Annotated in this window: 13 protein-coding genes; 10 read left to right on the top strand and 3 right to left on the bottom strand. The window is 74.7% G+C overall.

The genetic code is table 11. From position 1 onward, the window contains the following. Nucleotide 1 precedes the first annotated feature (1 nt). The 5 genes from dnaE (at nt 2) to WD794_16445 (ending at nt 7,657) form a co-directional block, all read left to right on the top strand. Nucleotides 2-3,949, top strand: coding sequence for a DNA polymerase III subunit alpha (gene dnaE, locus WD794_16465; GenBank protein MEX2291906.1), 3,948 nt, complete (start codon nt 2-4; stop codon nt 3,947-3,949). A gap of 195 nt (nt 3,950-4,144) precedes the next feature. Then, nucleotides 4,145-4,927 (top strand): hypothetical protein, encoded by a 783-nt coding sequence (locus WD794_16460; protein MEX2291905.1) that lies wholly within the window; start codon nt 4,145-4,147, stop codon nt 4,925-4,927. A 49-nt stretch (nt 4,928-4,976) separates the two neighbouring features. After that, nucleotides 4,977-5,732, top strand: coding sequence for a methyltransferase domain-containing protein (locus WD794_16455; protein MEX2291904.1), 756 nt, complete (start codon nt 4,977-4,979; stop codon nt 5,730-5,732). Nucleotides 5,733-5,782: 50 nt separating this feature from the next. Continuing rightward, on the top strand, nt 5,783-7,081 hold the full coding sequence (gene dinB / locus WD794_16450) for a DNA polymerase IV (GenBank protein MEX2291903.1): 1,299 nt from the start codon (nt 5,783-5,785) through the stop codon (nt 7,079-7,081). 123 nt (nt 7,082-7,204) lie between these two features. Next, entirely contained in the window at nt 7,205-7,657 is a 453-nt protein-coding gene (locus WD794_16445) for a DUF3040 domain-containing protein (GenBank protein MEX2291902.1), read from the top strand. An 82-nt stretch (nt 7,658-7,739) separates the two neighbouring features. On the opposite strand, the gene WD794_16440 is transcribed toward WD794_16445, so the two are convergent. Genes WD794_16440 through WD794_16430 form a run of 3 tightly spaced genes read right to left on the bottom strand, consistent with a single transcriptional unit; the run spans nt 7,740 to nt 12,404 of the window. Then, complete coding sequence (locus tag WD794_16440) at nt 7,740-10,112, bottom strand: DUF3488 and transglutaminase-like domain-containing protein (GenBank protein ID MEX2291901.1); 2,373 nt, start codon at nt 10,110-10,112, stop codon at nt 7,740-7,742. After that, nucleotides 10,109-11,398, bottom strand: a complete 1,290-nt coding sequence (locus tag WD794_16435; GenBank protein MEX2291900.1) for a DUF58 domain-containing protein — start codon at nt 11,396-11,398, stop codon at nt 10,109-10,111. The genes WD794_16440 and WD794_16435 overlap by 4 nt, the downstream gene beginning before the upstream one ends. Before the next feature lie 13 nt (nt 11,399-11,411). After that, the gene (locus tag WD794_16430) at nt 11,412-12,404 is read right to left on the bottom strand and encodes an AAA family ATPase (GenBank protein ID MEX2291899.1); all 993 of its coding nucleotides are present in this window, start codon (nt 12,402-12,404) and stop codon (nt 11,412-11,414) included. A 306-nt stretch (nt 12,405-12,710) separates the two neighbouring features. Here WD794_16430 and mraZ point away from each other — a divergent pair, with 306 nt between their 5' ends. The 5 genes from mraZ (at nt 12,711) to WD794_16405 (ending at nt 16,741) form a co-directional block, all read left to right on the top strand. Continuing rightward, entirely contained in the window at nt 12,711-13,130 is a 420-nt protein-coding gene (gene mraZ / locus WD794_16425; protein ID MEX2291898.1) for a division/cell wall cluster transcriptional repressor MraZ, read from the top strand. 132 nt (nt 13,131-13,262) lie between these two features. Next, a complete protein-coding gene (locus tag WD794_16420) occupies nt 13,263-13,424 on the top strand; it encodes a hypothetical protein (protein MEX2291897.1) in 162 nt (53 codons plus the stop codon). A gap of 1 nt (nt 13,425) precedes the next feature. After that, nucleotides 13,426-14,385, top strand: a complete 960-nt coding sequence (rsmH, locus tag WD794_16415; protein MEX2291896.1) for a 16S rRNA (cytosine(1402)-N(4))-methyltransferase RsmH — start codon at nt 13,426-13,428, stop codon at nt 14,383-14,385. Further along, the gene (locus WD794_16410) at nt 14,382-14,804 is read left to right on the top strand and encodes a hypothetical protein (GenBank protein MEX2291895.1); all 423 of its coding nucleotides are present in this window, start codon (nt 14,382-14,384) and stop codon (nt 14,802-14,804) included. Before rsmH ends, WD794_16410 begins: the two co-directional genes overlap by 4 nt. Next, nucleotides 14,801-16,741 (top strand): penicillin-binding protein 2, encoded by a 1,941-nt coding sequence (locus WD794_16405; protein ID MEX2291894.1) that lies wholly within the window; start codon nt 14,801-14,803, stop codon nt 16,739-16,741. Before WD794_16410 ends, WD794_16405 begins: the two co-directional genes overlap by 4 nt. Nucleotides 16,742-16,745 lie beyond the last annotated feature (4 nt).

Here is a 16,745-nt window from a genome sequence, read left to right as displayed (position 1 = left end):
CGTGCCCGACCCGTTCGTCCATCTGCACGTCGCCTCCGGCTACTCGCTGCGGCACGGCGCCTCGCACCCGCGGGTGCTCGTCGACCGGGCCGCCGAGCACGGCATGGACACCCTCGCCCTGACCGACCGCGACGGGGCGTACGGCGCGGTGAAGTTCGCCAAGGCGTGCGCAGCGGCGGGCATCCGGCCGGTGTTCGGGGTGGACCTGGCCATGGCTCCGGTGGCGCCGGCTCCCGGGACGCCGCGGTCCGGTCCGCCACGGTCCGGGACGCCGCGACCGGGACGGGCCGCACCGGCCCGTGGCGGTGCCTTCCTGGAGCAGCCCGGGGCGGCGCTGCCGCGGGTGGTGCTGCTCGCCCGCGACGGCCGCGGCTGGGCGGCGCTGTGCCGGCTGATCTCGGCCACCCATCTGGCCGGCGAGCGCGGCGCGCCGGTCAGCACGCTCGACCTGGTCGCCGCGCACGCCGGCGGGGCCGCCCAGGCCGGCTCACTGGCCGTCCTGCTCGGGCCGGCCTCCGAGCTGGGCCGTGCGGTGGCCGCCCGGCGCGACGACGTCGCCCGCGGGCACCTGGCCCGCTGGCGTGAGGTGCTCGGCCGCGACGGCGTCGTCGTCGAGGTGGTCTGCCACCGCGGGCCGGGCGACGTCGGCCGGGCCGCCCGGCTGCTCGGCTTCGCGACCGAGCAGCGCGCCAGCGCGGTGCTCACCAACGTCGTCCGCTATGCCGACCGCAGCGACGCCCCCACCGCCGACGTACTCGACGCTTCCCGCCGGCTGGTCGCGCTCGACCTGCGCCACGTCGACCGCCGCAACGCCGAGGCTGCGCTGCTGTCCGGCAAGGAGATGGCGTTCGTGGCCGAGCAGGTCGCGCGGGCGGCGGGCCTCGGTGACGACGGCCGCGCCCTGCTGGCCCGCACCCGGTCCGAGGCCGACCGGTGCGCGGTCGACCCGCGCCGCGACCTCGGCATCGGCCAGGTGCACTTCCCCGAGCTCGAGACCGGCGACGGGAAACCCGGCGCGATGCTGCGCGCACGGTGCGAGGCCGGCTTCGGCCGGCGCGGGCTGGCCCGCGACTCCGGCACCCTGGCCCGGCTCGAGGACGAGCTCGGGGTCATCCAGGGGCTCGGCTACCCCTCGTACTTCCTCACCGTCGCCGAGGTCGTCGACCTGATCAAGAGCATGGGGGTCCGGGTGGCGGCGCGGGGGAGCGGCGCCGGTTCGCTGGTCACCTACCTGCTCGGCATCAGCGACGTCGACCCGATCCGGTACGGCCTGCTGATGGAGCGCTTCCTGTCGCCGCTGCGCTCGGCGCTGCCCGACATCGACATCGACGTCGAGTCCGCCCGGCGGATGGAGGTCTACGACCAGATCCTCGCCCGGTACGGCGGGGAGCGCTGCACCTGCGTCTCGATGATGGACACCTACCGCGCCCGGCACGGCATCCGCGACGTCGGCGCCGCGCTCGGGCTGCCCTCCGGCGAGGTCGACGCGCTGGCCAAGGCGTTCCCGCACATCAGGGCCAACCAGGTGCGGGCGGCGATGCGCGACCTGCCCGAGCTGCGGGCCAGCGGCCTGGCGGGGGGCGGCTCATCACCTGGTGGAGGGCCAGGCCGCCTCGACCTGCTGCTGCGTCTGGTGGAGCGGCTCGACGGGTTGCCGCGCCACGTCGCGCTGCATCCCTGCGGGGTGCTGCTGTCCGACCGCACGCTGCTGGACCGTACCCCTGTCGAGTCCAGCTGGCTGGGCCTGCCGATGAGCCAGTTCGACAAGGACGACGTCGAGGAGTTGGGGCTGCTCAAGCTCGACGTGCTCGGCATCCGGATGCAGTCGGCGATGCAGCACGCGGTCGGCGAGGTGGCCCGGGTGGACGGCGCTCCGGTCGACCTCGACACCGTGCCGCGCGACGACCCGCGGACCTTCGAGCTCATCCAGTCGACCCGGACTCTCGGCTGCTTCCAGATCGAGTCGCCGGGGCAGCGTGAGCTGGTCGGCAAGTTCGCGCCGGAGACCTTCGAGGACCTCATCGTCGACATCTCGCTGTTCCGGCCGGGGCCGGTCAAGAGCGACATGGTCCGGCCGTTCCTCGAGGCGCGACAGGGGTGGAAGCCGCCGGACTACCTGCACCCTGACCTCGAGCCGGCGCTCGCCCAGACCTGCGGTGTCGTCGTCTTCCACGAACAGGTCCTGCAGATCGTCAGCACGATGACCGGCTGCCCGCTGGCCGAGGCCGACGAGGTCCGCCGCGCGCTCGGTACCCCGGAGGGCCAGGTCGAGGTGCACGCCTGGTTTCTCCCGACCGCGCTGGCCGCCGGCTACGGGCTCGGTGTCGTCGAGCGGGTGTGGGAGGTGCTGAGGGCCTTCGGATCGTTCGGCTTCTGCAAGGCGCACGCCGCGGCGTTCGCGCTGCCGACCTACCAGTCGGCCTGGCTCAAGGCGCACCACCCGGCCGCGTTCCTGGCCGGCGTGCTCACTCACGACCCTGGCATGTACCCCAAGCGGCTGATCCTCGACGACGCCCGGCAGTTCGGCATCGCGATCCTCGGGCTCGACGTCAACACCTCCGACGCGGAGTACCGCGTGGAGCGGGTCGGCCTGCTGGACGAGCCGCCGCCGGCGGTGCTCGATCAGGCCGGCGCCCCGGCGGCCGCCCCGCCGCTCGTTGCCCCGGCGGCCGCCCCGCCGCCCGTTGCCCTGGATGATCCACGCGAGCTTCGAGGTGGATCGGGACCCTCGATCCACCTGAAAGTCCCCGTGGATCACTGCGATCTGCGCGGGACTGGCGAGGCAGCGGTCGAGGGGCCGGGTGTGCTGGGCGGCGTCAGCGGGCCGCGCAGCGCGCCGTCCGACCCGCGGGTGCCGGACGGGCGCGGCTACGGCATCCGGATCGGGCTGGCCGACGTCAAGGGCATCTCGGATGCGGAGGTGGTGCGGGTCGTGGCCGGCCGGCCCTACGCGAGCCTGTCGGACTTCTGGCACCGCGCCCAGGTCTCCCGCCCGGTCGCCGAGCGACTGGTCGTGGCCGGAGCGTTCGACTCCGTCTACGGCCTCGGCTCGACCGTCCCGGTCCGCCGGCGCGGCCAGATCACCCGCCGCGACCTGCTGCTCCAGGTGGCCGAGCTCGACCGCTGGAGCCGCTCAAACGCTGCTGCGGGGCGCGAGGCCGACCCACGGCGTCCTTCTCGTACACCCTCCTCGTCCGTGGTCGAGCTTGCCGACGTCCGCGAGCGGCGGGTCCGGCAGTCACAGGCGCCGGCAGCGCCGGAGCCGGTCGACGTGCAGCTCGCGTTGGATCTCGGCGACACCCCCGGACAGGTTGTCTCCCACGGACTGCCGGAGATGACGGGTGCCGAGCGGGTGCGGGCCGAGCTCGACGTGCTCGGCCTGGACGTCAGCTCCCATGTGATGGACGCCTACGCGCCCTTCCTCCACGAGCTCGGCACGATCCGGGCGCGTGACCTGCTCGGCTGCCGCTCGAGGCAGGAGGTTCTCGTCGCCGGAGTGAAGGTCGCGACGCAGACGCCGCCGATCCGCTCCGGTCGACGGGTGATCTTCGTGACGCTGGACGACTCCACCGGCCCGCTCGACGCGACCTTCTTCGAGGACGCGCAGGTCGGCTACGCCTCGATCGTCTTCCATTCCTGGTTGCTCGTGATCCAGGGGCTGGTCCGGCGCACCGGCCCGCGCGGCGTCTCGATGCAGGCGGTCGGGTGCTGGGAGCTGCCCGCGCTGTACGCCGCGTGGCAGGCCGGCGGGCTGGACGCGGTCCGGGAGCTGATGGCGACACCGGCGCTGATCACCGAGGCGGCCGTCCAGGGTGCGGCGGCCAGCCGCTCCACCCGGCCGGTGATGATCAGCCCGCCGGCCGTCACGAGCGACACCGGGCCCTCGCGCGGCCAGCCGACCGCGCCGCGCAGGCTGTGGCACGCCAGCCCTGGGAGTTCGGGCCGATGAGGCACATGCGCCCCAGGCGTCCCATGCTGCCGATCAGCCCCACCGGCCTCCCAGGTCACCATTCGGACACAGATCCGCACGCAGCACTCCAGCACCCGCCGGGTCGGGCCGAAGCAGGACAGGCGGCCCGCATGCCGCCGTACGACCTTGCGCCAGGCGTGAGGTTCCCGACTCCTGCCGCGAGGTCCCTGCGCTGTGCCTTCCTGCTCCCGTGTCCTGTCCCGCCGGTCTCCTGCCGTCGCCACCCGCCGGTCTCCTGCCGTCGTCGCGCGCGTCCTGACCAGCGCCCTGCTCGGCGTGCTGGTCGTGCTCCTGCCTGTCTCCCCGGCCGCGGCGGCGCCCGCCACCGTCAGTCCCGACAGCGCGATCGAGGGCTTCTCGCCGTACCAGGGCCAGACCGCCTGCGAGCCGGTCGTCCGGCCGGGGGTCGTGGCCTTTCGCGACCTGGTGCTGGCGGCCTATCCCGGCACCGGCGACTCGGGCATGACCCGCGCCTGCACGTCCGGCGGCACCAGCGAGCACAAGGAGGGGCGCGCCTGGGACTGGCGGGCCAACACCGCCGATCCGACCCAGGTCGCCCAGGTGGCCGACCTGATGGACTGGCTGCTGGCTCCCGACGAGCACGGCAACTCCGCCGCCATGGCCCGCCGGCTGGGCGTGATGTACGTCATCTGGGACTCCCGGATCTGGAAGAGCTACCAGGCCGACAGGGGCTGGCAGTCCTACACCGGCGCCAATCCGCACACCGACCACGTCCACCTCAGCTTCTCCTGGGCCGGTGCCCTGAAGGAGACGTCCTACTGGACCGGCCGGGTGTCACCGGTGCTGACCCGACCGGTCCCGCCCCCGGAGACCACGACCTCCGACAGCGCGACCGTCACCATCGACACGCCGGCACTGGTGGCCGACCGGCGCGTCCAGGTCGAGCGGCGGCGCACCCTGGTACGAAACCTCCCCGGCCCCTGGCGTCGTCACTAGGCTCTGCTGCGAGCGCGTCGTTCCGGACGGCGCCGGGAAGGGGGCCGTGGTGCGATCCGAGCCGCTCACCGGCCCCGCCGGCTCCGCCCGCACCGCGGTGGTGTGGGAGGTCCTGTCCGCCGTGCTCGCCGAGGCCGATCCCTCCGGCGCCGGGCTGCACGTCGTCGACGCCGGCGGCGGTACGGGCGGGTTCGCCGTCCCGCTGGCCGCAGCCGGTCACCGGGTCACCGTCGTCGACCCGAGCCCGGACTCGCTCGCCGCGCTCCAGCGGCGGGTCGCCGAGCACGGCCTGGGCGACCGGGTGGCCGCTGTCCAGGGCGACCTCACCGAGCTGCCCGGCCTGGTCGAGCCCGGCAGCGTCGACCTGCTGCTGTGCCACAGCGTGCTCGAGCTGGTCGACGACCCGGCCGAGGCGCTGGCCGGCGCCGTGCGGCTGCTGCGCCCCGGCGGCCGGCTCAGCCTGCTGGCCGCCAACCGTGCCGCCGCCGTCTTCGCCCGCGCCCTGGCCGGTCATCCGGAGGAGGCGGCCCGGGCCCTCACCGATCCGGCCGGCCGGTGGGGCCCGGCCGACGGCACCCGCCGCCGCTTCACCGGGGAGGCGCTGGCCGCGCTGGTCACCGGCGCGGGCCTGGTCGTCGAGCAGCTGCACGGGGTGCGGGTCGTCAGCGACCTGGTCCCGAGCGCCGTACTCGACACCGAGCCCGGGGCGGCCGCCGCGCTGCTCGCCCTCGAGCGGGCGCTGTCGGACCGGGCGCCGTTCCGCGACCTGGCCACCTCGCTGCACCTGCTCGCCGTCCTGCGCTGACCTCGCGATGACCACATCCGGGGCGGGATCATGAGCTGCGGGGCCGGATCATGAGCCGCGGGTCCGTGCCGCCGCTCGGACCGCCGACCGGTCCGCCCGGCGACGATGCCGGCTGCACCGTGCTGCACGTCGACATGGACGCCTTCTACGCCAGCGTCTCGCTGCTGGCCCGCCCCGACCTGCGCGGGCAGCCGGTGATCGTCGGCGGCGGCGGTACCCGTGGTGTGGTGCTGTCGGCGACCTACGAAGCGCGCCGGCACGGCGTGCACAGCGCGATGCCGATGATGCGGGCCCGTCGGATGTGCCCGCAGGCCGTCGTGCTGGCGCCGGACCACGACGCCTACGCCCGCGCCTCGCACGGGGTGATGGAGGTCTTCCGGGCGGTGACGCCACTGGTCGAGCCGATCTCGCTCGACGAGGCGTTCCTCGACGTGCGCGGCGCCGCCCGCCGGCTCGGTACCCCCCGCCAGATCGGCGAGGGGATCCGGGCGACCGTCGAGGACGAGCAGGGCATCACCTGCTCCGTCGGCGTCGCGACCACCAAGTTCGTCGCCAAGCTGGCCTCCGCCCGCTGCAAGCCCGACGGGCTGCTGGTCGTACCGACCGACGACGTCGTCGCCTTCCTGCACCCGCTGCCGGTCAGCGCCCTGTGGGGCGTCGGCGGCAAGACCGAGGAGGTGCTGCGCCGCCTGGGCCTGCACACCGTCGGAGATCTGGCCGCCACCCCCACCACCACCCTGACCCGCGCGCTCGGCCCCGCGGCCGGACGGCAGCTCGCCGCGCTCGCCTGGGGCCGCGACGAGCGGGCGGTCGTGCCGCACGAGCCGGACAGGAGCCTCGGCGCCGAGAACACCTTCGCCACCGACGTCGACGATCCGGCCGTGATCACCCGCGAGCTGCTCCGACTGTCCGAGCACACCGCTGCGCGACTGCGTGCCTCGGACACGGTCGGTCGTACCGTCTCGATCAAGGTGCGCTTCGCCGACTTCACCACCATCACCCGGGCCAGGACACTGCCCGAGCCGACGGACGTCGGCCGGGTGGTGTACGACACGGCGTCGGCGTTGTACGACGCGCTCGGGCTGCAGCGGGCCCGGATCCGGCTGGTCGGGGTCCGGGTGGAGGGTCTCGGCGCCGCCGGCGGTACGCCGCACCAACTGGCCCTGGGCGAGCGGGAGCACGGCTGGCGCGACGCCGAACGCGCGGTGGACCAGGCGGCCCGCCGGTTCGGGGCCGGAGCGGTGCGCCCGGCAACACTGGTCGACCCCGCGGGGATGGTCGGCAGGCCTCCGGAAAGGGCACAGCATGAACGTGCGGCGACACCCTGCGACTCCTCGCGGAGCAACTGATGAACGATGACCTCCAGTTCCGCCTTTCCCGAAGCGCCTCGTCCTCGTATCCTCAAACGTGTGGCCCGGCTGTCAGGGGCGGGCCACAGTTCATGACCTCGACGTCCTCCGGGAGGGAGCGCCGTGCCGCTCTCTGATCACGAGCAGCGCCTGCTCGACCAGATCGAGCGCGCCCTCTACCAGGAGGACCCGAAGTTCGCCTCCACGGTGCGCGCGACCGACCTGCGTACCCACATGCGCCGGCGGCTGCGCCGGGCCGCCTTCGTGCTGGTCCTCGGCTTCGCACTGCTGCTGACCGGGCTGATCGGCTTCGGCGGCCAGGCGCTCGGCACCGTCATCGGCGTGGCCGGCTTCGTGGTCATGGTCGGCGCCCTGCTCCTGGCGATGACCGCGTGGAAGCGGTTGCAGCCCGGCGGTGCCGACCTGCACGTGGTGGACCCCCCCGAGCGCTCCGGCCGCTCCCGCGGTAACGGCCGCGGCAAGCCGCCCAAGCCGGGGGGCAGTGACGGCGGAATGAAGCAGCGCCTCGAGGAGCGGTGGAAGCGCCGCTGGGAAGACCGCGGCGGCGACCGCTGAGCCCCGGCGTTACCAGCGCCCCTGCGTGCCGGTCGGTTCGATCAGCCGCTGCCGGCTCCTGATCATCCGGGTACTGCGTCCCTCAGGCCGGGCCGCGCCGGCGCGGATGCCGGAGCCGCCCGGCGACAGCGCCGACCGCGGCATCCAGACCGTCCAGCACGTCGGCTGTGCCGGTACCGAGCCGGCCGCTCACCCGGCGCAGCGTCGACGGTGGCGCGAGGCGGGCGATCCAGCGCTGCGCGCGCGACGCATCCGCCAGCAGCCCGGCGCGCACGGTCCTCGCGTCCGCCAGCAGACTGCCGCCGGCCCCGCTCCCGGCCGCCCCCGGCCGCGCGTAGCGCGCCCGCTCCGCCCCGAGAGCAAGCCGCTCCAGCGCCGCGCGGCCCGGCGCGTCGAGGGATCGGGAATCGGCCAGCTGGTCCGCCGCCGCCCGCGGTGAGTCGGCCGGTCGCCAGCGGTGCCCGACGTCCGCCGCGTCCTCGCGGACCTGCTCCCACGCGACCAGCGGCGTGGGGGAGGACCACTGCCGGCGGCGCCGGGCGGCATGCAGCAGTGCCGGCACCGCCAGCAGCAGGAGCGGGACGAGCGCAGCGAACGCCAGGCCGACGATCCGGCGGCCCTGGCCCGACCCGCCGTCGGTCGCGCCGCCGGCGAGGTCGTCACCGCGGTCCTGCGCACCCGGGCTGCCCGGCGCCCCCGACTCCGCCGGAGCAGGCGCGGCGCCGGTGGCCGGGTCCGGCGCGTCGGGCTCCGGCGCCTGCACCGGAGGCACGGTGTAGCCGGGCGTCGTCACCTGCGAGGACGTGCGCGGGGTCGGCTCGAAGCGCACCCAGCCGGCACCGGAGAACCACACCTCCGGCCAGGCGTGCGCGTCGCTGGTCGTCACGGCGTAGCTGCCGTCGGCGCGGCGGCTGCCGGGCGTGAACCCGACGGCGACGCGGGCGGGAATCCCGAGGCCACGCACCATCGCCGCCATCGCGGAGGAGTACTGCTCGCAGAAGCCCCGCTGCCCCCGCAGGAACCGCTCGAGCGCGTCCGGCTGGTCGAAACCCTCCACCGAGGTGTCGTGCGCATAGCGGAACCCGTTCGACCGGTCCCGGAACAGCGCCTGGATCGCGGCGACCCGGTCGTAGTCGGTGCCGGCGCCGGCCACCGTCTCGGCCAGCAGCTGCCCGACGTACGACGACAGCGTCGGGCGCTCGGCGTAGACCTCCGTGATCTCCTCGGGAGCATCGGACGTGCGGCGCAGCAGCTCGGGATCGGGACGGCTGCGCCGGGACTGCACGGTGTAGGTGCCCTCGACCTCGCCCAGCGTGGTGCGCGCGGAGAAGACGGTGGAGCTCTCCGCGTCCCACCGCCAGGGGCCCCGGACGTCGATTTCCCGCGGCTCCGCCGGCGTGGGCAGCCACGGCCCGTCGACCTTCGCGATGTCGATCGTCGTCGTCACCGCGCCGGCCGGGGCCAGGGAGGTGTCCTCGGGTGCCGGGATTCCCCGCTGGACCGCGTCCTCCCGCGGGTCCGCCGACAGCTCCGAGCTCGACCAGCCGGTGTCCTCGTCGAACCGGTCCAGCGTGGTGAGCCGCAGGTAGTCCGGCGCCGGGTCGTCGGTCCGGTAGGTCAGCAGCAGCCGGCCCGGTTCCGGCAGCCGCAGCTGCCCACCCAGCTCGAGGATCGGGTTGTACGTCGTGGTGGTCTGCGAGCCGCCCGGCCCGCCGCCGCCCAGGCCGTCGCCGAGCAACCGGCTGTCGAGCCCGGGAACCAGGGCCGGGACGACCACGGCGACACCCAGCGCGGCCGCGCCGATCCGCCGGCCCACCCGCCCCGCGGCCGGATCGTCCGGCGCCGGGCCGGCGCCGGAGCCGGAGTGCGGCGGCGCCCCCCAGCGGGTGAGGGTGTCGGTGCCGTCAGCCAGCAGCAGGCCGAGCCAACCTGCGGCGCCGACGGCGAACGGCCACCAGCCCAGGCCACCGGGCAGCACGGCCGCCGGCACGGCGAACAGCAGCAGCAGCGGGAGCCCGGCGACCGCCGCCCTGCGCAGCGTCACGGCCAGCGCGTCCACGACGACGGCGATCACGCCGACGCCCAGCACGGCGAGCAGCACCAGCCCGGGGCTGGTCGGCACCGGCGGCGCGAGCTGCTCGACGTCGACCAGGCCCGCGCCGATCGTCCGGCCCAGCAGCCGCAGCGTGTCGGTGCCCGGGAGCACGCCGAAGGCCAGCGTCGGACGGGCGAAGGCGGCGCAGACGTAGCCGGCCAGGACGATCAGAGCGGCCAGCGGCTGCACCAGGCGTGGCAGTCCCACCCTGCGGGCGAGCGCGCCGGAGCCGCCGACGACGGCCACCGCACCGAGCACCCGCAGGGCCCAGCCGGGGCCGTCGAAGACCGGGACGAGCGAGGCGCTCGTGAGCACGACGGCCAGCGCGGCGGCCAGCGTCAGACGCGGGGAGGCGCTCACGAGCGGCCGCCCAGGCCCACCGGGCCGGACAGGGCGCGTCCGCCGGCCAGCGGCCAGACGGAGGCGAGGGTGGTGCCGTGGGTGATCGGCAGGACCCGCCAGCCGGAGGCCCGCAGCAGAGCTGCGGCCTGCTCGTGCTGGTGGACAGCGTCCGCCCGGGCCCGCGGACCGAGCGGCGCCCAGCCGTCGGCGTCGACCAGCACGGCGACGCAGCCGGCCGACCCGGTGCGCAGCCGGGCCAGTGAGTCGGCGTCCTCGAGATCCACCGCGCCGAGCACGGCGACCAGGACGCCGCCGAGGCCGCCGCGCCGGAGCCGTTCGGCCGCTCCCTGCAGCGAGCCGCTGCGGGTCGTCGAGACGGCGGCGAGGCAGTCCAGCAGCAGGCCCTCGGTCAGCGGCAGCCCGGGCGTCGACAGCGGCTGACCGGACTCGCGCATCAGCGACAGACCGAAACCGGCCCGCGCCAGTCCCACGCCGATCGACGCGACGGCGCTCACCGACCACTCGAACGACGAGCCCGGTCCGTCGCCGCGGTGCGCGGCGGCGCGACCGTCCAGCAGCAGCGTCGCGCGACTCGAGAAGGGCTGCTCCTCGCGGCGCACCATCAGCTCGCCGACCCGGGCAGTCGAGCGCCAGTGCACCTTGCGCAGGTCGTCGCCGTGCCGGTACTCCCGGGTCGCCGCGTCGTCGGTGCCGCTGCTCGAGACCGAGCGGGCGGCGGTGTCGCCGCCGCCCACCCGGTCGCCGTCGAGCCGGACCGCCGGCAGCCGGCTGACGACCGGCGTGACGACCAGCTCGTCGGTGCTGGTGAAGGCCCGGGTCAGCTCGCACAGGCCGAACGGATCGGTCAGCCGTACCGACAGCGGCCCGCTCGGGAAGCGCCCGCGGACGTCGGAGCGGATCTGGTACGACACCTCCCGCGTGCCACCCGGCTCGATCCGGTCGAGCACGAAGCGTGGACGGCCGCCGAGGAGGTACGGCAGCGCGTCCTCCATGAGCAGCACGCCGCTGGGCAGCCGCGAGACGTTGTCCAGGCGCAGCCGGACCGTCGCCGCCCGACCGGCCTGGACCCGGGCCGGCTCCAGCGAGCGCGAGCAGGACAGCCGGTAGCGGGTGCGCGACACCAGCCAGCCGGCCGTCAGCGGCAGGGCGAGCAGGAACACCCCCACCCGGAGCAGGTCGCGCTGCCCGAGCAGCAGTGCGCACGCCGTCAGCGCGACACCCGCGGCCAGCAGGCACCGGCCGCGCGTGGTCAGTCCGGTCAGGGACGGCCGCCGCCGGGTCATCGCGGTCGTCCGGTCACCGCCGTCGGGCCGGAGCCAGCGGCCCTGGCAGCGCCGTCGACTCCACCAGGCCGCGGACGACGTCCTGCGGTGCCCGGCCCGAGACCTGCGCCTCCGGGGTGGGGAGCAGCCGGTGGGCGAGCACGGGCAGGGCGAGCGCCTGCACGTCGTCCGGGAGCACGTAGTCGCGACCCGCGAGCGCCGCCCGGGCCCGGGCGGCGCGGACCAGCTGGAGCCCGGCGCGTGGGGAGGCGCCCAGGCGCAGGTCGGTCGAGCGGCGGGTCCCGCCGACCAGGTCGACGACGTACTGCTTGACCTCGGTCGAGAGGTGGACGCTGCGCACGGCCTCGATCAGCTTGCGGACCTCGAGCCCGTCCGCGACCGGCTCCAGGTCCTCGATCGGCTCGGCGGCGCCGTGGCTCGCCAGCATCTCCAGCTCGGCGGCGGGGGAGGGGTAGCCGATCGAGGCACGTGCGGTGAAGCGGTCCCGCTGGGCCTCGGGCAGCGGATAGGTGCCCTCCATCTCGATCGGGTTCTGCGTCGCGATCACCATGAACGGCGTCTCGAGGACATACGTGACGCCGTCCACGGAGACCTGCCGCTCCTCCATCGCCTCGAGCAGGGCGGACTGCGTCTTGGGGCTGGCCCGGTTGATCTCGTCGCCCACGACGAGGTTCGCGAACACCGCGCCCGGCTTGAACTCGAACTCGCGGGTGGCCGAGTTGTAGATCGATACCCCGGTGACGTCGCTCGGCAGCAGGTCGGGGGTGAACTGGATTCGGCGCACGGAGCAGTCGATCGAGCGCGCGAGCGCCTTGGCGAGCATCGTCTTGCCGACACCCGGCACGTCCTCGATGAGCAGGTGGCCCTCGGCGAGCAGCACCACCAGGGCGAGGTCGACCACCTCGGTCTTGCCCTCGATCACCTGCTCGATGTTGTCGCGGATGCGACCGGCCGACTCCTGGAGCATGTCCAGTCCTGCCGGGGCCGGGGATGTGCGGCGTGCCACCTGAGAGGTCCTCCTGTGTGGGCGGAGAGCGAAGGAAGTCTCTCACCGGACGCGCCGGCCGGCAGGTCGACCGGTCGCCCCTCCCCTCCGACGTGTCGGTCGCTGCGCCGGTTCCCGTCGTTCCTCGGATCAGGTCCCGGACGAGGCGAGCCGCCCCACAGCGCCCCACCCGAGCTGACCTGGGGATTCCCGCCGCAGAACAAGGCTCAAGAAGGAGTTTCTCGTTGACGATGGGGGAAAGTGGAGTAGCGTGGGGGATCGAGGAGCACCGAGCTCCACGACGACCGCGGACCGGGAGGAGGGGCCGTGTTCCTCGGCACCCACACCCCCCGGCTCGACGACAAGGGCCGGCTGATCCTGCCGGCGAAGTTCCGGGACCAGCTGGCGGAGGGCGTCGTGATCACCAAGGGGCAGGAGCGTTGCCTGTTTGTGTTCACCGCTGCCGCCTTCGCGGCCAAGGCCGCCTCGCAGGAGGAGCCGATGACCAAGGCGGCGCGCGACTACCGGCGCATCTTCTTCGCCAGCGCGTTCGACGAGGTCCCGGACCGCACCGGACGGGTCACCGTCCCGGCCGGCCTGCGCAGCTACGCCGCCCTGCAGCGCGACTGCGTGGTCATCGGCGCCAACACCCACCTGGAGATCTGGGACGCCGAGACCTGGCGCGCCTACGAGGCCGCCCAGGAGCAGGCGTTCGCCGAGCAGGAGGAGGTGGCGCTCACCTCCTGACAGCTCTTTCCCTCGTGCGAGGCCTCCGACCGCCCGCCCACCTGGCGCACCTTCCCCGGCGCCAGGCGGGTGAGCGGGCGGGGACCTGGCGGGAGGGCCCCACCACCACCCCCGCATGTTCGAGAGGTCGAGATGGACAGCCAGCCCCGCACCGACGGTCCCGTACCGCCCCTGCCCCCGCCCCCCGGGCTCGGCGCCGAGCTCCGCGAGAGCCTGCTGCTGCTCGGCTGCGCGCTCGGCCTCACCGTCGGCCTCACCGTCGTCGCTCAGGCGGCGCTGTCCGCGCTGGCCTGAGATGGGCACCGAGGAGCCGGCGCACGTCCCGGTCCTACTCGAGCGCTGCGTCGGGCTGCTCGCTCCCGCGCTGAACGGGCCGGACGCCGTGGTCGTGGACTGCACGCTCGGGATGGGCGGCCACGCCGAGGCGCTGCTGCAGGTCGCGCCGCATTGCCGGCTCGTCGGCCTGGACCGCGACCCCGAGGCGCTGCGGCGCAGCGGCGCCCGCCTGGCGCCCTACGCCGCCCGGGTGACGCTGGTGCACGCGGTGTACGACCAGCTGCCGGCGGTGCTCGCCGATCTCGGGCTGGACTGCGTCTCCGGCGTGCTGTTCGACCTCGGCGTGAGCTCGCTGCAGCTGGACGAGGTCGACCGCGGCTTCGCCTATGCCCGGGACGCCCCGCTGGACATGCGGATGGACCCCACCACCGGCCGTACCGCGGCCGAGGTCGTCAACGGCTACGACGGCAAGGCACTGGCCCGGGTCCTGAAGGACTACGGCGAGGAGCGCTTCGCCTCGCGCATCGCCGACGCGATCGTGCGCGAGCGCGCGCGCGAGCCGTTCACCAGCACCGCCCGGCTGGCCGAGCTGGTACGCACAGCCGTCCCCGCCGCGACGCGCCGGACCGGCGGCCACCCGGCCAAGCGGACCTTTCAGGCCTTGCGCATCGAAGTGAACGACGAACTCGGCGTGTTGCGCCGGGCAATTCCGGCTGCACTCGGCACCCTCTGTGTGGGCGGCCGCCTGGTCGTCCTGTCCTACCAGTCGCTCGAGGACAAGATCGTGAAGTCTGCGCTCGTCGCACGCTCGGCCTCCAGCGTCCCGGTGGACCTGCCGTTCGTGCCCGAGGGTGCCGTTCCCGAGCTCCGGCTGCTCGTCCGGGGTGCCGGCAAGGCGCCCCCCGGCGAGGTCGCTGCCAACCCGCGTGCGGCGTCGGTGCGCCTGCGTGCGGCCGAGAAGGTCCGGGCCGCCGCATGACCGCCGCCGCACCGGTCGCCCGCACCTCCGCTGCGCCGGCCGTCCGCCGCCGCGCCGTCCTCACTCTCGTCCCGGCCCGCGAGGCGGCCTCCCCGCGGGCGCCCTTCGTGCTGGCCGTCGTCTGCCTGCTGGTCGCGGGCCTGCTCGGCCTGCTCGTGCTCAACACGGCGCTCGCCAAGGACGCCTTTCGGCTGCACGCCCTGAAGGTCGAGGCCCGGGCGCTGGCCGACACGGAGCAGGCGCTGACGCTCGAGGTCGAAGCGGCGCGTGCGTCTGAGACGCTGGCGGAGAAGGCGGCCGCGCTGGGCATGGTGCAGGCCGGTCCACCGACCTTCCTGCGCCTGCCGGACGGCACCGTGCTCGGCTCGGCGACGCCGGCACAGGCACCTCCGGAGGCCCCGGCCCGGACGGCCCGATGACCGCAGGCCCCCGCGGCCCGCGGCCGTCCGGCCGCGAGGGCACTCCCGTTCCGCGGCGCCCGGCGGCCGGCAGCCGCCCGCGCTCCGCGGCGGCGATGCGCACCCGGCGCCCGACCACGCGCGCGCCCCGGCGGGTGCGGATGGGCCGCCCCGCGGTGCGCCTGCGTACGGGCCTGCTGGCGGTGCTGATCATGCTGTCGCTGATCGGTGGCCGGCTGATCTGGTTGCAGGGCTTCCAGGCCGAGGCGTACGCCTCCGAGGCGAGCCGGCAGCGGTTGTCCACCGTCAAGCTGGCGGCCCCCCGTGGGTCGATCCTCGACCGCAACGGCCAGCTGCTGGCCCTGTCGGTCGATGCCCGCGCGATCTACGGCGAGCCACGCACCATCGCCAAGGCGACCTGCCCGCCGGACGCGAAGACTCCCTGCGAGCCGGCCACCATCGCCGCTGCGCTGGCGCCGGTGCTCGGCCTGCCGGCGAAGGAGATCCAGAGCAGGCTCGAGCTGTCTCCCAAGGCCACCGGCGCGACCTGCTCGGCGACCGAACTGCTGGGCTGCAAGGGCTTTGCCTACCTGGCCCGTGGTCTCGAGGCGGAGCAGGCCAACCGGGTGCGCGACCTCGGTCTGGTCGGCATCGGCACCGTCGCCGAACCGCGCCGCGTCGCGCCCGGCGGGCAGGTCGCCGCCAATGTCGTCGGCTTCACCACGGTCGAGGGCAGCGGCACTGCCGGTATCGAGATGCAGTTCGACGACGTGCTGGCCGGCACGGACGGCAAGCGGACGGCCGAGGTCGACGGCGGGGGCCGCATCATTCCCAACGGCTTCACCTCCACGGTGGAGCCGCGGCCCGGCCGGGACGTGCGGCTCACCCTCGACCGGGACCTGCAGTGGTACGCCCAGCAGGTCCTGGCCCGGCAGATCGCCCAGAACAATGCCGAGAGCGGCAGCGCGACGCTGATGGACGTCACCACCGGTGAGGTGCTCGCACTGGCTTCCGTGCCGACCTTCGACGCCAACGAGCCGGGCAAGGCAGACGTCTCCGTCCGCGGGAACCGCGCGGTGTCCGACGTTTTCGAGCCCGGCAGCACCGGCAAGGCGATCACGGCTGCCGCCGTGCTCGAGGCGGGCGCGCTGACGCCGGACAGCGCGCTGTCCGTGCCATGGCAGTACCGCCTGTCCAACAAGACCTTCAAAGATTCCCACAAGCACCCGGTCGAGCAGATGACGTTCACCGGCGTGCTGGTCGAGTCCAGCAACGTCGGCACGATCATGGCCGCACAGAAGGTGGGCGGAGCCAAGCTGCACGAGATGCTGAAGCGCTTCGGGATCGGCGCCAAGACGGGCATCGAGCTGCCGGGCGAGAGCCGGGGGATCCTGCGGGACCAGCAGGGTTGGGCCGGCACCGACTACGGCACCCACCCGATCGGCCAGGGCTATGCCGTCAACGGCCTGCAGATGGCGTCGGCCTACGCGACGATCGCCAACGGCGGCCTGCGCGTGCAGCCGACCATCCTCGCCTCGACGACCGATGCCGACGGCACGGTCGTCCCGGCGCCGCGGGCGGAGCCCAGCCGGGTGGTCAGCCAGGACGTGGCGGACCGGTTGCGCGGCATGCTCGAGGGCGTCACCAACCAGCGCGGAACCGCCGTCAGTGCCGCGATCGACGGCTACCGGGTGGCCGGCAAGACCGGCACCGCGCAGCGGGTGGTCGACGGGCGCTACAACGGCTACACCGCCAGCTTCGTCGGTTTCGCGCCCGCCGACGCGCCGCGCCTGGTCCTGTCGGTGTCCATCCAGGACCCCAAGAAGGGCTACTACGGCGGGTCGGTCGCGGGGCCGGTCTTCCACGACATCATGAGCTCCGCGCTGCGCAGCCTGTCCGTCCCGCCGACCGGCGCGCCCTCGCCGAAGCTGCGGCTGCGCGCCGACGACCCCCGGTAGCCTG

This window comes from Mycobacteriales bacterium (genome assembly GCA_040902655.1).
Taxonomy (GTDB): domain Bacteria; phylum Actinomycetota; class Actinomycetes; order Mycobacteriales; family SCTD01; genus SCTD01.
The sequence above is the reverse complement of the archived record's forward strand: the minus strand, read 5'-3'. Positions and strand labels throughout refer to the sequence as shown.